The sequence below is a fragment of the Rhodosalinus sp. genome, from assembly GCF_041685465.1.
Classification (GTDB): Bacteria; Pseudomonadota; Alphaproteobacteria; order Rhodobacterales; family Rhodobacteraceae; genus Rhodosalinus.
In genome coordinates this window covers 1-17,225 of sequence record NZ_JAWLFS010000036.1, presented here as the reverse complement: position 1 = coordinate 17,225, position 17,225 = coordinate 1, and the positions used below count along the sequence as shown (strand labels likewise).

The window sequence follows — 17,225 nt, the reverse complement described above, 5'->3', positions numbered from 1 at the left end:
AGGTCGGCGAAGATCTTGAAGCCGGAGCCGCGGAAGTGCTCGCTCACGATATCCATGCGGATCGGGTTGCGCAGGTCGGGCTTGTCGGTGCCGTACCAGCGCATCGCGTCGCGGTAGGGGATCTGCGGCCAGTGCCTGTCCACCGTGCGGCCCTGCCCGAACTCCTCGAAAAGGCCCTCGATCACCGGCTGGATCGTGTCGAACACGTCCTGCTGCGTGACGAAGCTCATCTCCATGTCGAGCTGGTAGAAGTCGGTGGGCGAGCGGTCGGCGCGCGGATCCTCGTCGCGGAAGCAGGGCGCGATCTGGAAGTACTTGTCGAAGCCCGAGACCATCAGCAGCTGCTTGAACTGCTGCGGCGCCTGCGGCAGCGCGTAGAACTTCCCCGGATGCAGCCGCGAGGGCACGAGGAAGTCGCGCGCGCCCTCGGGGGACGACGCGGTTATGACCGGCGTCTGATACTCGCGGAAGCCGATGTCCCACATGCGCCGGCGGATCGAGGCGATCACGTCCGCGCGCAGCGTCATGTTGCGCTGCATCTCCTCGCGCCGCAGGTCGAGGTAGCGGTAGCGCAGGCGCGTCTCCTCCGGGTATTCCTGATCGCCGAAGACCATGAGCGGGAGCTCCTGCGCGTGGCCGAGCACCTCCATGTCGCGGATGTAGACCTCGATCTCGCCGGTGGGGAGCTTCGGGTTGATCAGCGAGGGATCGCGCGCCTTCACCGCCCCGTCGATGCGGATGCACCATTCGGAGCGGACCTTTTCCACCTCGGCGAAGACCGGGCTGTCCGGGTCGCAGAGCACCTGCGTCACGCCGTAGTGGTCGCGCAGGTCGATGAAGAGCACGCCGCCATGGTCGCGCACGCGGTGCACCCAGCCGGCGAGGCGCACGGTGTCCCCGACGGCCGAGGTGTCGAGGTCGGCGCAGGTGTGGGTGCGATAGGCGTGCATACTTGCCCTCCGGGTCAGCGATCCGGCGCCGATACACTCGGCAGGGGGCCGGAAGTCAAGGGCGCGTGGCCCGCGTCATTTGAGGAAACGCGAATCAGATGTAATACTTTCCTTCCGGGGGAAGGTTGAACCGTCGTGCGCCTTCGGGCGTTCGACATCCGGACACCAGGGGGTATGTCATGTGGGAAAGCGTCTTCGACAGCATGTTGCGCCGGCTCATCGTCCGCGGTCGGCTGACCATCACCGGCCCGGACGGGCAACGCCGAAGCTACGGCCCCGGCGGGGATCTTGAAGCGGAGGCGCGCTTCACCGATCCGGGCATCTATCGCCGGCTCTGCCTGAACCCCGAGCTCGCGCTGGGCGAGGGGTACATGGACGGCGCGATCGAGGTGGAGAAGGATGCGCTCTACGACCTGATCGTGCTGCTGCTGGCCAACCGCAGGGCCGGGCAGTTCCCGCCCTGGATCCGTGGCATCGACCGCCTGCGCTTCGCGCTGCGGCGCTGGGCGATGAAGAACACGCCGCTCACCGCCCGGCAGAACGTGGCGCATCACTACGACCTGAGCGACGATCTCTACGCGCTCTTCCTCGACGAGGACTGGCAGTATTCCTGCGCCTATTTCGCGCGGCCGGACATGACGCTGGAGGAGGCGCAGGAGGCCAAGAAGGCGCATATCGCGCAGAAGCTGATGATCCGCGAGGGCGACCGCGTGCTCGACATCGGCTGCGGCTGGGGCGGCATGGCGATCACGCTGGCGCGCGACTACGGGGCGCGGGTCGTGGGCGTGACACTGTCGGAGAACCAGCTGCAGCGCGCCCGGGCGCGGGCGGAGGCGGCGGGGCTTTCGAACCGGGTGGAGTTCCGGCTGCTCGATTACCGCAAGCTCGACGAGTCCTTCGACCGCATCGTGAGCGTCGGCATGCTCGAGCACGTGGGCGTGCCGCAGTACGAGACCTATTTCGACAAGGTGGCCGAGCTTCTGGCCGAGGACGGCATCGCGCTCATTCACACGATCGGGCGGATGGAGGAACCGACGGCGCAGATGCCGTGGTTCAACAAGTACATCTTCCCGGGCGGCTACACGCCGTCCCTGTCCGAACTCGCCCCCGCGATCGAGAAATCGGGGCTGCACGGCACCGATTTCGAGGTGTTGCAGGGCACCTATCACTACGCGCGCACGCTCGGGCACTGGCGCAAGCGGTTCGAGGCGAACCTCGACAAGGTGCGGCAGATCAACGACGAGCGCTTCGTGCGGATGTGGCGCTTCTATCTCGTGTCCTGCGAGGCGGCCTTCGACGCCACGCGGCAGGGCGTGTTCCAGATGCAGCTCACGCGCCGGCAGGACACCATCCCGGCGACGCGCGAGTATCTCTATCACCCGCCCGTCGCCGCCGCGCAGCAGCTCAAGGCGGGCGAGTAGCGCTCAGGTCTCGCGCACGAGCTCGAAGCGGCAGGCGGGATAGCCGGTCGCCCCGCACTCGGTCTCGATGCAGCGCATCTTGGGATGCACCAGCGCGGCGTAGAGCGTCGTGAACACGCCGCAGTGCCAGTGGCAGATGGCGTGATCCGCGCGCTCGCCGCGCACGATCGGGTTGTCCTGAAGCTCGAAGGAGAAGGGCGTGAGCACGCGGAATTCGCCCGAGCCGGCGAAGGTCCAGGCGTTGGCCGCGATCGCCCGCGCCAGGAGCCGCGCGGAAAGCCGCCAGGGCAGCGACAGGAGCATCGACTGCGCCGTCTGCGGAATGCGGTGCGTCAGGATGTAGCGCCCGGTCATCACGCCGGCCTCGTAGGCGAGCCCCTCGGCCATGTCGGGCGCGAGGCGGCGCAGCGCCTGATGCACCCGCGCGACCGGCGCCTCGTCGATCATGCTCTCGCCGTCGGGCAGCGCGTCGAGGTCGGCCGCCTCGTAGACGGCACGGTCGAGCCCCGCGGCGCGCAGCAGCGGGTCGAGCTGCAGGATGGCGTTCGGCCCGATCAGGGCCGGATGGACGGGCTGCGGCGTCTCGTATCGGCTGAAGTCTTCCATGACGGCCGCCATCTCACGCCTCCTCCATCTGCTCGGCCCCCCCGCCGCAGGCCTTCACCTCGGCGCCGTTGGGCATCTTGAAACTCTCGCGCCGAACCTCGGCCCGGTCCTTCATCTGCGCGCGCACGGCCTCGCGGCGTTCCTTGGCGCGCGCGGCGCGGTCGGCGGCGGCCTCCCAGTCCTCCATCTGCGCCTCGGCGATCTGGCGCGTCTCGTCGAAGTGGAAATCCACCTTGTCCTTGGACTGCGGCCCCCAGTAGCCGGCCTTGCCGAGGTCGTAGAAGGTGCGTGCGAAGCCCGCCTTCATGAAGGCCTTGAGGCAGCCGAGCAGGTAGCGCCGGCGGTAGCCCGTGCCCCGCCACGGATAGTGGAAGAGCGCCTTCTGCATGTAGAAGCGGCGGTAGTTCTTCATCACGCCGTTCAGAAGCTCGCCGCGCTCCATCGCCGCGGGCTTCATGATGGGGGTGACGAAGTTGTACTTGGAGAAGTCGTAGATCTCGACCTTGTCCTTGAGCTCCTGGAAGAGCGGCGTGAAGGGCCAGGGCGTGTACATCGCCCAGTTGGCGAGGTCCGGCTGCCAGTCCCACGCCATGCGGTAGGTCTCTTCCAGCGTCTCCTCGGTCTCGTTGTCGAGCCCGACGATGAACTGCGCCTCCACGAAGATGTCGGCGTCGCGCAGGAGCTTGATGGCCTGCTTGTTCTCCTCGACCTTGGTTTCCTTGTTGAACTGGTCGAGCTTCATCTGCGCCGCCGCCTCGGTCCCGAGCGAGACGTGCACCAGCCCCGCCTCGCGGTAGAAGGGCAGCAGCTCGCGGTCGCGGTAGATGTCGGTGACGCGGGTGTTGATGCCCCACTGGATCCGCCGCGGCAGGTCGCGGTCGATGAGCTCCTGGCAGAACTCGACGAACTTCTTGCGGTTGATGGTGGGCTCCTCGTCGGCGAGGATGAAGAAGCCGACGCCGTGGTTCTCCACGAGGTCCTCGATCTCGTCCACCACCGCCTTGGGCTCGCGCACGCGGTAGTCGCGCCAGAACTTCCACTGCGAGCAGAAGGAGCAGGTGAAGGGGCAGCCGCGCGCCATGTTGGGGATGGCGACGCGGGTGTTGAGCGGGATGTAGATGTATTTCTCCCACTCGAGGATCGACCAGTCGGGCTTGATTCCCTCGAGGTTCTTGACCGTCGGCGCGGCCTCGGTCGCCACGATCTGCTCGCCGTCGCGGAAGGCGAGGCCCTTGATCCTGTAGCGGTCGTCGGGCCAGCGGCCGTCCTCGATGGCGAGCATCAGCTCGGTGACGATCTCCTCGCCCTCGCCGCGCACGATCACGTCGATCCAGGGCGCCTCGGAGAGCACCTGCTTGTACATGAAGGTGGCATGGATGCCGCCGAGGATGCGCACGGCCTGCGGCGCCTTCTCCTCGGCGATCTTCAGGATTTCCTCGGCCTTGTAGATCGACGGCGTGATGGCGGTGACGCCGATCGCGTCGGGCCGGATCGCCTCGATCCGCGCCGCCACCTCCTCGTCGGAGAGGTCGTTCGTCATCGCGTCGACGAAGTGGATATCGTCGAAACCCGCGTCGCGCAGGCTCCCGGTGAGGTAGGCGACCCACGCGGGCGGCCAGTTGCCCGCGATCTCCGCGCCGCCGGAGCGGTAGTTGGGGTGGACGAACAGAATGCGCATGGTCTTACTCCCTCGTTGGGAGGGACACTCGCACAAGACCTGTCACTTTTGCTTGACACAGATCAACCCGCCGCGACGGTACGCGCCGCCCCCTTGCGCACCTGCCGTGCTGGTCTATAACCCGCGCGGATTTGCCCGCCCCTCCGCCGAGGTTCCCCATGCCCAGACGCACCGACATCCGCTCGATCATGATCATCGGCGCGGGGCCGATCATCATCGGGCAGGCCTGCGAGTTCGACTACTCCGGCGCGCAGGCCTGCAAGGCGCTGCGGGAAGAGGGCTACCGGGTGATCCTGGTGAACTCGAACCCGGCGACCATCATGACCGACCCGGGCCTCGCCGACGCGACCTACATCGAGCCGATCACGCCCGAGGTGGTGGCGCGGATCATCGCGCAGGAGAAACCCGACGCGCTGCTGCCGACGATGGGCGGACAGACCGGCCTCAACACGGCGCTGAAGCTGGAAGAATTGGGCGTGCTCGCCGAACACGGGGTCGAGATGATCGGCGCCCGCCGCGAGGCGATCGAGATGGCAGAGGACCGCCGCCTCTTCCGCGAGGCGATGGAGCGCATCGGGCTCGAGAACCCCGCCGCCACCATCGTGAGCGCGCCGAAGCGCGACGACGGCACGCTCGACGTGGAGGCCGGCGTGCAGACCGCGCTCGAGGCGCTGGACGAGATCGGCCTGCCGGCGATCATCCGCCCCGCCTACACTCTCGGCGGCACGGGCGGGGGCGTGGCCTACAACCGCGACGACTATGTCCATTACTGCCGCTCGGGGCTCGACGCCTCGCCGGTGGGCCAGATCCTGATCGACGAGTCGCTCCTCGGCTGGAAGGAGTTCGAGATGGAGGTCGTCCGCGACAAGGCGGACAACGCCATCATCGTCTGCGCGATCGAGAACGTCGATCCGATGGGCGTGCACACGGGCGATTCGATCACCGTGGCGCCCGCGCTCACGCTGACCGACAAGGAATACCAGATCATGCGCAACGGCTCGATCGCCGTCCTGCGCGAGATCGGGGTGGAAACCGGCGGCTCCAACGTGCAGTGGGCCGTGCACCCGGAGACCGGGCGCATGGTCGTGATCGAGATGAACCCGCGGGTGAGCCGCTCCTCGGCGCTGGCGTCGAAGGCCACGGGCTTTCCCATCGCCAAGATCGCCGCGAAGCTCGCCGTGGGCTACACGCTGGACGAGCTCGACAATGACATCACCAAGGTGACGCCGGCCTCCTTCGAGCCGACCATCGATTACGTCGTGACCAAGATCCCGCGCTTTGCCTTCGAGAAGTTCCCGGGCGCAGAGGCCACGCTGACCACCGCGATGAAGTCCGTGGGCGAGGCGATGGCCATCGGCCGCACGATCCACGAATCGATGCAGAAGGCGCTGTCGAGCCTCGAGACCGGGCTCTCGGGCTTCGACGAGATCGCCATCGAGGGCGCGGATGACCCCGAACAGGGCGAGGCGGCGGTGATCCGCGCGCTCAGCCGGCAGACGCCCGACCGCCTGCGCCTCGTCGCGCAGGCGATGCGCCACGGGCTTTCGGACGACGAGATCCACGGCGTCACGAAATACGACCCGTGGTTCATCGCCCGCATCCGCGAGATCGTCGAGGCCGAGGACCGCGTGCGCCGCGACGGCCTGCCCGTCACCGAGCAGGGCCTGCGCGATCTCAAGATGATGGGCTTTACCGACGCCCGGCTCGCCGTGTTGACGGGCCGGGAGGAGGCACAGGTGCGCCGCGCGCGGGCCAACCTCGGGGTGACGGCCGTCTTCAAGCGGATCGACACCTGCGCGGCGGAGTTCGAGGCGCAGACGCCCTACATGTATTCCACCTACGAGGCGCCCATGATGGGCGAGGTGGAATGCGAGGCGCGGCCCAGCGACCGGAAGAAGGTCGTGATCCTCGGCGGCGGGCCGAACCGCATCGGGCAGGGGATCGAGTTCGACTACTGCTGCTGTCATGCCTGCTACGCGCTCACCGACGCGGGCTTCGAGACCATCATGGTCAACTGCAACCCCGAGACGGTGAGCACCGACTACGACACCTCCGACCGGCTCTATTTCGAGCCGCTGACGCTGGAGCACGTGCTCGAGATCCTGCGCGTCGAGCAGGAGAACGGCACGCTCGCCGGCGTGATCGTGCAGCTGGGCGGGCAGACGCCGCTCAAGCTCGCCAACGATCTGGAGGCCGAGGGCATCCCGATCCTCGGCACCACGCCGGATGCCATCGACCTCGCCGAGGATCGCGAGCGGTTCCAGGCGCTGGTGAACAAGCTCGCGCTCAGGCAGCCGAAGAACGGCCTCGCCGCCTCCAAGGCGCAGGCCGTCGCCATCGCGGAAGACATCGGCTTCCCTCTGGTGATCCGGCCCTCCTACGTGCTCGGCGGCCGCGCGATGGAGATCGTCCGCGACATGGCGCATCTCGAGCGCTACATCGACGAGGCGGTGGTCGTCTCGGGCCGGAACCCCGTCCTGCTCGACGGGTATCTCTCGGGCGCGGTCGAGGTGGACGTGGACGCCATCGCCGACGGCACGGAGGTCCACGTCGCCGGCGTCATGCAGCACATCGAGGAGGCGGGCGTGCACTCCGGCGATTCGGCCTGCTGCCTGCCGCCGCATTCCCTGCCCGACGCCATCGTGGCCGAGATCGGCCGCCAGACCCGCGCGCTCGCGCTCGAGCTCGGCGTGGTGGGCCTGATGAACGTGCAGTTCGCGGTGAAGGACGGCGAGATCTACCTGATCGAGGTGAACCCGCGCGCCTCGCGCACGGTGCCCTTCGTCGCCAAGGCGACCGACAGCGCCATCGCCGCGATCGCCGCGCGCGTCATGGCGGGCGAGCCGCTCTCGGCCTTCGCCAAGCGTCCGCCCTACAAGGATGCCGGCTACGACCACCCCCTTCCCCTTGCCGATCCGATGACGCTGGCGGACCCGAACATGCCGTGGTTCTCGGTCAAGGAGGCGGTGCTGCCCTTCGCGCGCTTCCCCGGCGTGGACACGATCCTCGGCCCCGAGATGCGCTCGACGGGCGAGGTCATGGGCTGGGACCGCAGCTTCCCGCGCGCTTTCCTCAAGGCGCAGATGGGCGCGGGCATGGTGCTGCCCGCGGGCGGGCGCGCCTTCGTCTCGATCCGCGACGCCGACAAGGGTCCGCTGATGCAGGAGGCCGCGCGCACGCTCGTCGCGCTCGGCTTCACCATCGCGGCGACGCGCGGCACCGCCACCTGGCTGCGCGAGAACGACATTCCCTGCGAAGACGTCAACAAGGTCTACGAGGGCCGGCCCAACATCGTGGACCGGCTGAAGAACGCCGAGATCGACCTGGTGATGAACACGACCGAGGGGGCGCAGGCCGTCGAGGACAGCCGCGAGATCCGCTCCGTCGCGCTCTATTCGAAGATCCCCTACTTCACGACGGCCGCCGCCGCCCATGCCGCGGCGCTCGCCATGCAGGCGAGCCGCGAGGACGACCTCGCCGTGAAGCCGCTGCAGCACTGAGCCTCAGGCGTAGGCCCAGATCAGGAGCGCCGAGCCGAGCGCGATGCGGTAGAGCACGTAGGGCGTGAAGCTCACGCTCCGCAGAAGCCGCATCATCAGCGTCAGCGCGGCGAGCGCGGCCACGAAGGCGAAGCCGGCGGCGATCGCGCCGTCGCGGGCCAGTGCCGCGTCGGCCTCTGCCGCGACCTCGATCGCCAGCAGCCCGCCGGAGGCGAGGATCGTCGGGATCGACATCAGCATGGCGAGTTTCGCTGCCCCGTGCCGGGTGTAGCCGAGGAATCGCGCGCCGGTGATGCAGATGCCCGACCGCGAGGTGCCGGGGATCAGCGCCACCGCCTGCCAGAGCCCGAGGATCGCCGCGTGCCGCAGCGACCACCCCTCGGCCGCGCGCGCGGCCGGCGCGAAGCGGTCGGCCACCCAGAGCAGCACGCCGAAGCCCAGCGTCGTCCAGCCGATCACCACGACCGACCGCAGCGCCGCGTCGAGCCCGGCAAGACGCAGCGCGAGCCCCGCGGCGATCACCGGCAGGGTGGCGACCAGCAGAAGCAGCGCGAGACGGGCGCCCGGCGTGTCCGCCCGCCCGGTCAGGAGGCGCGGCACGCCCAGCACCGCCTCGCGCACGTCGGACCAGAAATAGAGCACCACGGCGGCCAGCGTGCCGACGTGCACGGCGACGTCGATGGCGAGCCCCTGGTCGGCGAGGCCGGTGAGCCCCGGCAACAGGATCAGGTGCCCTGAGGAGGAGATCGGCAGGAACTCGGTCACGCCCTGCAGGACGGCGACGAGGATCAAATGGAAAAGCGTCATGCCGCGCGCATCCCTCCGGCCGGTCGGCGCCCGGTATAAGCCAATGCGCCCCAAAGGAAAGCCGGCATATAGGTCCGCTTTGGTACCTAAAAACTGCTGCAGCGCGGCGCGGGGTCGCGGTTCCGGTGTCGGAAAAGCGATATTAGGTCAGTATGACTGCCTTTTATTGGCGGCGCGTGTGTTATATGCAGACGCTCCACGACAAGGGCCGCAGGGAGTGTGCGATGTCCGGACAGCAGATGCTCAAGTTCGTCTCGACCGCGCGGGCGATGCCCGAGAAGCGGGACGCCAACGTGCGCGCGCATGATTTTCACGAGATCTACGCCGAATACGCGCACGAGAAGGCGGAGGAGCAGGCCGGGCGCTGTTCGCAATGCGGCGTGCCCTACTGTCAGAGCCATTGCCCGCTGCACAACAACATCCCCGACTGGCTGATGCTGACCGCGGAGGGCCGCCTGCGCGAGGCCTACGAACTCAGCCAGGCGACGAACACCTTTCCCGAGATCTGCGGCCGCATCTGCCCGCAGGACCGGCTCTGCGAAGGGGCCTGCGTGATCGAGCAGTCGGGCCACGGCACCGTCACCATCGGCGCGGTCGAGAAGTACATCACCGACACGGCGTGGGAGGAAGGCTGGGTCGAGCCGATCCGCCCCGCCGCCGAGCGCGAGGAGAGCGTCGGCATCATCGGCGCCGGGCCCGGCGGCCTTGCCGCCGCGGACATCCTGCGCCGCGCGGGCGTGCAGGTCACCGTCTACGACCGGTACGACCGCGCCGGCGGGCTGATGACCTACGGCATCCCCGGCTTCAAGCTCGAGAAGGACGTCGTCACGCGCCGCAACGATCAGCTCTCCGACGGCGGTGTCGAGTTCGTGCTCGATTGCAACGTGGGCGAGGATATCTCCTTCGACGCGATCCGCGGCAAGCACGACGCCGTGCTGATCGCCACCGGCGTCTACAAGGCGCGCGAATTGCCCGGCCCCGGTGCCGGCGCGCAGGGGATCGTGCGCGCGCTCGATTTCCTGACCGCCTCGAACCGCAAGAGCTTCGGCGACGAGGTGCCGGAGTTCGACTCGGGCGAGCTGAACGCCGAAGGCAAGCGCGTCGTGGTGATCGGCGGCGGCGACACGGCGATGGACTGCGTGCGCACCGCCGTGCGGCAGGGTGCGAAGAGCGTGAAGTGCCTGTACCGCCGCGACCGCGCCAACATGCCCGGCAGCCAGCGCGAGGTCGCCAACGCCGAGGAGGAGGGCGTCGAGTTCGTCTGGCTCTCCGCCCCCCGGGGCTTCGTCGGCGACCCGGTCGAGGAGGTCATCGTGCAACGCATGCGCCTCGGCACGCCGGACGCGACGGGTCGTCAGTCGCCCGAGGTGATCGAGGGTGCCGACTACGCCGAGCCCGCGGACATGGTCATCAAGGCGCTCGGCTTCGAGCCCGAGGAGCTGCCGAAGCTCTGGGGCGTCGATGGCCTCGAGGTGACGCGCTGGGGCACGGTCAAGGCCGAGTTCACGAGCGGGCGCACTGCGCTGCCCGGCGTCTACGCGGTGGGCGACATCGTGCGCGGCGCCTCGCTGGTGGTCTGGGCGATCCGCGACGGGCGGGACGCCGCGCAGGCGATCCTCGAGGATCTCGCCGCGCAGCCCGCCGTTGCGGCCGAGTAAGCACGGGCGGCGCGGAAGGAGCGGCGCGATGCGCGCGACGGTCGGCGACAGGACGGCGGGGTGTCTTTGCGGCGCGGTGCGGATGACGCTCCGCGACATGCCGCGGGACTACGGCGCCTGCCACTGCGAGATGTGCCGCCGCTGGACCGGCGCGGCCTTCGTCGCGGTCGCCGTCCCGGCCGAGCGGGTTGAGGTCGCGGGGGCCGAGGCCGTGGGTCGCCTGCAATCCTCCGCCTGGGCCGAACGGGCATGGTGCACGGGCTGTGGCGCGGGCCTCTGGTACCGCGTCACAGCGCCGGGCACCGCCGGTTACGGCGACTACGAGATCCCGATCGGCCTTCTGGACGATCCGAACGGGCTGGTGTTCCGCAACGAGATCTTCGCGGACTGCCGCCCCGACACGCTGAGCTTCGAGGGCATGGCCGGACGCGAGACGCTCACCCGGGCCGAGACCTTCGCGAAATACGCCCCCAAAGAGGAGGGACACGCATGACCGAGCACGTCACCGACTGGGCCGCCGCCGAGGCGGCGAAGCGCCGCCGTGTCGCCGACGCGGGGCTCTACGTGGAAGAGACCGAGCGCGCCTCCTGCGGGGTGGGCCTCGTCGTGTCCGTGGATGGAACCCCCTCGCGCAAGGTGGTCGAGCACGGCATCGACGCGCTCAAGGCGGTCTGGCACCGTGGCGCGGTGGACGCCGACGGCAGGACCGGCGACGGCGCGGGCATCCATGTGCAGATCCCGGTCCCCTTCTTCTACGACCAGATCCGGCGCACCGGCCACGAGCCGCGCGAGGACCGTCTGATCGCGGTCGGGCAGGTGTTCCTGCCGCGCACCGACTTCGGCGCGCAGGAGACCTGCCGCACGATCGTCGAGACCGAGGTCCTGCGCATGGGCCACGCCATCTACGGCTGGCGCCACGTGCCGGTGGACATCTCCGTGCTCGGCGAGAAGGCGAACGCCACCCGCCCCGAGATCGAGCAGATCATCATCTCCAACGCCAAGGGCGTGGACGAGGAGACCTTCGAGCGCGAGCTCTACGTGATCCGCCGCCGCATCGAGAAGGCGGCGGCCGCCGCGGGCGTCGGCGCGCTCTACATCGCGTCGCTGTCGTGCCGGTCGATCATCTACAAGGGCATGATGCTCGCCGAGCAGGTGGCCGACTTCTATCCCGACCTGCAGGACGCGCGCTTCGAATCCGCCTTCGCGATCTACCATCAGCGGTATTCGACCAACACCTTCCCGCAGTGGTGGCTCGCGCAGCCCTTCCGCATGCTCGCCCACAACGGCGAGATCAACACGCTCAAGGGCAACGTCAACTGGATGAAGAGCCACGAGATCCGCATGGCCTCGAACGCCTTCGGGGACATGGCGGAGGACATCAAGCCCATCGTGGCGCAGGGCTCGTCGGATTCCGCCGCGCTCGACTCGGTCTTCGAGGTGCTGGTGCGTGCGGGCCGCGACGCGCCGATGGCCAAGACCATGCTGATCCCCGAATCGTGGTCGCAGGCGCGGGTCGAACTGCCCAAGCCCTGGCGCGACATGTACGCCTACTGCAACGCGGTGATGGAGCCCTGGGACGGGCCCGCCGCGCTCGCCATGACGGACGGGCGCTGGGTCTGCGCCGGGCTCGACCGCAACGGCCTGCGCCCGATGCGCTACGTCGTCACCGGCGACGGGCTGGTGATCGCGGGCTCGGAGGCGGGCATGGTCCCCACCGACGAGGGCAGCGTGCAGGAGAAGGGCGCGCTCGGTCCCGGGCAGATGCTCGCCGTGGACATGACCGAGGGCCGGCTCTTCCACGACACCGAGATCAAGGATCGCCTCGCGGCGAGCCAGCCCTTCGGCGAATGGGTCGGCAAGATCACCGAGCTCGACGCGCGGCTCTCGAAGCTCGACGAGGTGCCGCTCTTCTCGGGCGACGCGCTGCGGCGCCGGCAGATGGCGGCTGGCTACACCGTCGAGGAGCTCGAGCAGATCCTCGCGCCGATGGCCGAGGACGCGAAGGAGAGCGTGGCCTCGATGGGGGACGACACACCGCCCGCGGTGCTCTCGAAGAAGTATCGCCCGCTCAGCCACTACTTCCGGCAGAACTTCAGCCAGGTGACGAACCCGCCGATCGACAGCTTGCGCGAATACCGGGTGATGAGCCTCAAGACCCGGTTCGGCAACCTGAAGAACGTGCTCGACGAGTCCTCGGCGCAGACCGAGATCCTCGTGCTCGACAGCCCCTTCGTCGCGAACGCGCAGTTCGACGAGATGGTGCGCCAGTTCAACGCCGAGATGGCCGAGATCGACTGCACCTTCCCGGCCGGCGGCGGCGAGGGCGCGCTGCGCGACGGTCTCGCCCGCATCCGTTCGGAGGCCGAGGACGCGGTGCGCTCGGGCGCGGGACACCTCGTGCTGACGGATCACCATTCCGGCCCCGACCGGGTGGCGATGCCGATGATCCTCGCCACCTCCGCCGTGCATTCGCACCTGACGCGGCAGGGGCTCAGGACCTTCTGCTCGATCAACGTGCGGGCCGCGGAGTGCATCGACCCGCATTACTTCGCCGTGCTGATCGGCGCGGGCGCGACCACGGTGAACCCCTACCTCGCGGAGGACAGCCTCGCCGAGCGGATCGAGCGCGGCCTGCTCGACGGTCCGCTGACCGAGGCGGTGAAGCGCTATCGCACCGCGATCGACCAGGGCCTGCTGAAGATCATGTCCAAGATGGGCATCTCGGTGATCTCCAGCTACCGCGGCGGCCTCAACTTCGAGGCGGTGGGTCTCTCGCGCGCGATGTGCGCGGAGTATTTCCCGGGCCTGATCAGCCGCATCTCGGGCATCGGCGTCAGCGGCGTGCAGCGCAAGGTCGAGGAGGCGCACGCGCAGGGCTGGAAAGGCGGCGCGAACGTCCTGCCGATCGGCGGCTTCTACAAGATGCGCAAGTCCGGCGAGACCCACGCCTGGGGCGCGCAGACGATGCACATGATGCAGAGTGCCTGCAATCAGGGCTCCTACCAGGTCTGGAAGCAGTATTCGGCCGCCATGAAGGCGCAGCCGCCCATCCATCTGCGCGACCTTCTGGACATGAAGCCGATGGGCCGGCCCGTGCCGATCGAGGAGGTGGAAAGCATCACCTCGATCCGCAAGCGCTTCGTGACGCCGGGCATGAGCCTCGGCGCGCTCTCGCCCGAGGCGCACAAGACGCTCAACGTCGCCATGAACCGGATCGGCGCGAAGTCCGACTCCGGCGAGGGGGGCGAGGATCCGGCGCATTTCGTGCCCGAGCCCAATGGCGACAACCCGTCGGCCAAGATCAAGCAGGTCGCCTCGGGCCGCTTCGGCGTGACGGCGGAATACCTCAACCACTGCGAGGAGCTCGAGATCAAGGTGGCGCAGGGCGCCAAGCCCGGTGAGGGCGGCCAGCTTCCGGGGATGAAGGTGACGCAGCTGATCGCGCGGCTGCGGCACTCGACGCCGGGCGTGACGCTGATCTCGCCGCCACCGCACCACGACATCTACTCGATCGAGGATCTGGCGCAGCTGATCTACGACCTGAAGCAGATCAACCCGCGCGCCAAGGTGACGGTCAAGCTGGTGGCCTCCTCCGGCGTCGGCACCATCGCGGCGGGCGTGGCGAAGGCCAAGGCCGACGTGATCCTGATCTCCGGGCACAACGGCGGCACGGGCGCCTCGCCGGCGACCTCGATCAAGTATGCCGGGCTGCCGTGGGAGATGGGCCTCACCGAGGCGCATCAGGTGCTGGCCATGAACAACCTGCGCGAGCGGGTGACGCTGCGCACCGACGGCGGGCTGCGCACGGGCCGTGACATCGTGATGGCGGCGATGATGGGGGCCGAGGAATACGGCATCGGCACCGCCGCGCTGATCTCGATGGGCTGCATCATGGTCCGGCAGTGCCAGTCGAACACCTGCCCCGTCGGCGTCTGCACGCAGGACGAGTCCCTGCGCGAGAAGTTCACCGGCAATGCCGACAAGGTGGTGAACCTGATCACCTTCTACGCGCAGGAGGTGCGCGAGGTGCTGGCCGAGATCGGCGCGCGCTCGCTCGACGAGGTGGTGGGCCGCGCCGATCTGCTGACGCAGGTAAGCCGCGGCTCCGCGCATCTCGACGACCTGGACCTGAACCCGCTCCTGCTGACGGTCGACAGCGCGAAGGAGATCACCTACGACCGCGACAAGCCGCGTCAGACCGTGGACGACACGCTCGACGCCGAGATCGTGCGCGACGCGGCGCGCTTCCTCGAGGACGGCGAGAAGATGCAGCTCTCCTACGCGGTGCAGAACACCCACCGCACGGTGGGCACCCGCGTCTCGAGCCACATCGTGACCCGTTTCGGCATGCGCAACGCGCTGCAGCCCGATCACCTGACGGTGAAGCTGCGCGGCAGCGCGGGCCAGTCGCTGGGCGCCTTCGCGGCACCGGGCCTGAAGCTGGAGGTCTCGGGCGACGCCAACGACTATGTCGGCAAGGGTCTCTCGGGCGGCACGATCGTCGTGCGCCCGCCGATGGAAAGCCCGCTCACCGCGGCCGACAACACGATCATCGGCAACACGGTGCTTTACGGCGCGACGGACGGGCACCTCTTCGCCGCCGGTCGCGCGGGCGAGCGCTTCGCGGTCCGGAACTCCGGCGCGCATGTGGTGGTCGAGGGCTGTGGCTCGAACGGCTGCGAATACATGACCGGCGGCGTCGCGGTGATCCTCGGCAGCATCGGCGCGAACTTCGGCGCCGGCATGACGGGCGGCATGGCCTATCTCTACGACCCCGAAGGCCAGGCCGAGCAGCTGATGAACACGACGAGCCTCGTGACCTGCCCCGTCACGGTCCCGCACTGGGAGGCCGAGCTGAAGGGGCTGATCGAGCGCCACCTCGCCGAGACCGGCTCGCGCCGGGCCGCCGACATCATCCAGCACTGGGAGACCGAACGCGCCAACTTCCTGCAGGTCTGCCCGAAGGAGATGCTCGACAAGCTCGCACATCCCATCGGCCTCGAGGAGACGGCGGTGCCGGCGGAATGAGGGCGCAACGGCGGCGGATTGGCGCCGCCGCCCGCCGGGGCGCGGGCGGGGTCAGGCGCGTCCCGCGGTGGGACGGCGCCCGGCCCATCGGTCGCCCCGGACCGAAAGGCGGGACGCCTTGCGGCGCGCGCGCCTGAACCCGCGTCCGGGGCTGCCGAGGCGCGCCCGCTCTGCTATTCGGCGTTCCGATGGCCCGTCGCGCACCCTCACCCCCGCCGGATGACGACGCCGGCCCCGCCGAAGGCCGCGGCGGCGGCTTTTTCCGTGCCGTCGGCCGGACAGCGATGGAACTCGCGCGGCTGCCGGTGCGGCTCTTGCGCCTCGCGCGCCGGATTGCGGGCCTCGCGCTTGCCGCTGCGCTCTTCGCGGTGCTCCTTTACCGTGTCGTCGATCCGCCGCTCACGCCCTACATGGCCGGCGAGGTGCAGCGCCTCGGCGGCGTGCAGCAGACATGGATGCCCATGGAGCGAATCGCCCCGGTCATGGCGCGCGCGGCCCTCGCGGCAGAGGACGCGCGGTTCTGCCGCCACTGGGGCTTCGACCTGCAGGAAATCCGCGCCGCGCTCGAGGACGGCGGGCGGCGCGGCGCCTCGACCATCACCCAGCAGGTCGTCAAGAACGTCTATCTCTGGCACGGGCGAAGCTGGCCGCGGAAGGCGCTCGAAGCCGGGCTGACGCCGGTGGTGGAGGTCGCGTGGCCCAAGCGACGGATCCTCGAGGTCTATCTGAACGTCGCGGAGTTCGGCGAGGGCGTCTTCGGCGTCGAGGCGGCGTCGCGGTATCACTTCGGCGTCGCTGCCGCGGACCTGTCGGCCGTGCAGGCGGCACGCCTCGCCGCGATCCTGCCCGCGCCCCGGATGCGCGATCCGGCCGCGCCCTCGGATTTCGTGCGCCGCCGCGCGGCGGCGATCCGGGACGGGGCGGCGACGCTCGCCCGGGACGGGCGCGCGGACTGCGTCGCCGCGTCGGAGGATTGAAAATCGGCTTGCGGCAAGGCAAGTCTCCCGGGTCCACCACATCGGAGGGAGCCCGCCATGGCGCGCCTCTACCACGTTCCGCTGTCGCCCTTCTGTCGCAAGGTCCGCCTGACGCTGGCGGAGAAGCGGATCGAGGTCGAACTCGTCGAGGAACGCTACTGGGAACGCGACCCGGATTTCCTGCGCCGTAACCCGGCCGGAAAGGTGCCGGTGCTGAAGATCGACGGGCTCACCCTCGCCGAGAGCGCCGCGATCTGCGAATACCTCGACGAGACGCGCCCCGAGTCGCGCCTTGTGCCCGAGACGCCCGCCGCGCGCACCGAGATGCGCCGGCTCGTCGGCTGGTTCGACGACGCCTTCCATCACGAGGTGACCACGCGGCTCCTCTACGAACGCGTGAACAAGAAGGTGATGAAGCAGGGCTACCCGGACAGCCGCAACGTCAAGTCCGGCGCGCAGCGCATCAAGTTCCACCTTGACTACATGCATCACCTTCTCGATCACCGGCGCTGGCTGGCCGGCGACGCGATGACGCTCGCCGATTTCGCGGCGGCCGCGCATCTCTCGGCGCTCGACTACATCTCGGACGTGGACTGGCAC

11 protein-coding genes are annotated in these 17,225 nt (G+C 69.0%); 7 read left to right on the top strand and 4 right to left on the bottom strand.

What is annotated here, in order from left to right:
* Window positions 1–950, bottom strand: a 950-nt coding sequence (aspS, locus tag ACESL7_RS04050; RefSeq protein WP_372891701.1) for an aspartate--tRNA ligase, incomplete at its 3' end; no start/stop codon positions are given.
* Window positions 951–1,129: 179 nt separating this feature from the next.
* Here aspS and ACESL7_RS04045 point away from each other — a divergent pair.
* A complete protein-coding gene (locus ACESL7_RS04045) occupies window positions 1,130–2,371 on the top strand; it encodes a class I SAM-dependent methyltransferase (RefSeq protein ID WP_372891699.1) in 1,242 nt (413 codons plus the stop codon).
* 3 nt (window positions 2,372–2,374) lie between these two features.
* On the opposite strand, the gene bchJ is transcribed toward ACESL7_RS04045, so the two are convergent.
* Window positions 2,375–2,977 carry a bacteriochlorophyll 4-vinyl reductase gene (gene bchJ, locus ACESL7_RS04040; protein WP_372891702.1) on the bottom strand — a complete coding sequence of 201 codons (603 nt, stop codon included), beginning with the start codon at window positions 2,975–2,977 and terminating at the stop codon, window positions 2,375–2,377.
* A 13-nt stretch (window positions 2,978–2,990) separates the two neighbouring features.
* Window positions 2,991–4,655, bottom strand: coding sequence for a magnesium-protoporphyrin IX monomethyl ester anaerobic oxidative cyclase (gene bchE, locus ACESL7_RS04035; protein WP_372891697.1), 1,665 nt, complete (start codon window positions 4,653–4,655; stop codon window positions 2,991–2,993).
* Window positions 4,656–4,813: 158 nt separating this feature from the next.
* Between bchE and carB the strand changes: the two genes are divergently transcribed.
* Window positions 4,814–8,155 (top strand): carbamoyl-phosphate synthase large subunit, encoded by a 3,342-nt coding sequence (gene carB, locus ACESL7_RS04030; RefSeq protein ID WP_372891695.1) that lies wholly within the window; start codon window positions 4,814–4,816, stop codon window positions 8,153–8,155.
* A gap of 3 nt (window positions 8,156–8,158) precedes the next feature.
* Here the strand turns inward: carB and ACESL7_RS04025 are convergent, their stop codons facing one another.
* Window positions 8,159–8,962, bottom strand: a complete 804-nt coding sequence (locus ACESL7_RS04025; protein ID WP_372891693.1) for an undecaprenyl-diphosphate phosphatase — start codon at window positions 8,960–8,962, stop codon at window positions 8,159–8,161.
* Window positions 8,963–9,186: 224 nt separating this feature from the next.
* Between ACESL7_RS04025 and ACESL7_RS04020 the strand changes: the two genes are divergently transcribed.
* From ACESL7_RS04020 to ACESL7_RS04000, 5 genes are all read left to right on the top strand, one after another.
* Window positions 9,187–10,620, top strand: a complete 1,434-nt coding sequence (locus tag ACESL7_RS04020) for an NAD(P)-dependent oxidoreductase (protein ID WP_372891691.1) — start codon at window positions 9,187–9,189, stop codon at window positions 10,618–10,620.
* A 28-nt stretch (window positions 10,621–10,648) separates the two neighbouring features.
* A complete protein-coding gene (locus tag ACESL7_RS04015) occupies window positions 10,649–11,113 on the top strand; it encodes a GFA family protein (RefSeq protein WP_372891689.1) in 465 nt (154 codons plus the stop codon).
* Window positions 11,110–15,648: a glutamate synthase large subunit gene (gene gltB, locus ACESL7_RS04010; RefSeq protein WP_372891687.1), complete on the top strand. Its 4,539-nt coding sequence runs from the start codon at window positions 11,110–11,112 to the stop codon at window positions 15,646–15,648. The genes ACESL7_RS04015 and gltB overlap by 4 nt, the downstream gene beginning before the upstream one ends.
* A gap of 188 nt (window positions 15,649–15,836) precedes the next feature.
* Entirely contained in the window at window positions 15,837–16,625 is a 789-nt protein-coding gene (mtgA, locus tag ACESL7_RS04005; RefSeq protein WP_372891685.1) for a monofunctional biosynthetic peptidoglycan transglycosylase, read from the top strand.
* 57 nt (window positions 16,626–16,682) lie between these two features.
* Window positions 16,683–17,225, top strand: a 543-nt coding sequence (locus ACESL7_RS04000; protein WP_372891684.1) for a glutathione S-transferase family protein, incomplete at its 3' end; no start/stop codon positions are given.

Bases quoted from the DNA above. Each gene is read 5' to 3' on its own strand.
- ACESL7_RS04045 (WP_372891699.1), top strand. From the start codon at position 1,130: ATGTGGGAAAGCGTCTTCGACAGCATGTTGCGCCGGCTCATCGTCCGC.
- mtgA (WP_372891685.1), top strand. From the start codon at position 15,837: ATGGCCCGTCGCGCACCCTCACCCCCGCCGGATGACGACGCCGGCCCC.
- ACESL7_RS04025 (WP_372891693.1), bottom strand. From the start codon at position 8,962: ATGACGCTTTTCCATTTGATCCTCGTCGCCGTCCTGCAGGGCGTGACC.
- bchJ (WP_372891702.1), bottom strand. From the start codon at position 2,977: ATGGAAGACTTCAGCCGATACGAGACGCCGCAGCCCGTCCATCCGGCC.
- ACESL7_RS04015 (WP_372891689.1), top strand. From the start codon at position 10,649: ATGCGCGCGACGGTCGGCGACAGGACGGCGGGGTGTCTTTGCGGCGCG.
- carB (WP_372891695.1), top strand. From the start codon at position 4,814: ATGCCCAGACGCACCGACATCCGCTCGATCATGATCATCGGCGCGGGG.
- gltB (WP_372891687.1), top strand. From the start codon at position 11,110: ATGACCGAGCACGTCACCGACTGGGCCGCCGCCGAGGCGGCGAAGCGC.
- bchE (WP_372891697.1), bottom strand. From the start codon at position 4,655: ATGCGCATTCTGTTCGTCCACCCCAACTACCGCTCCGGCGGCGCGGAG.
- ACESL7_RS04020 (WP_372891691.1), top strand. From the start codon at position 9,187: ATGTCCGGACAGCAGATGCTCAAGTTCGTCTCGACCGCGCGGGCGATG.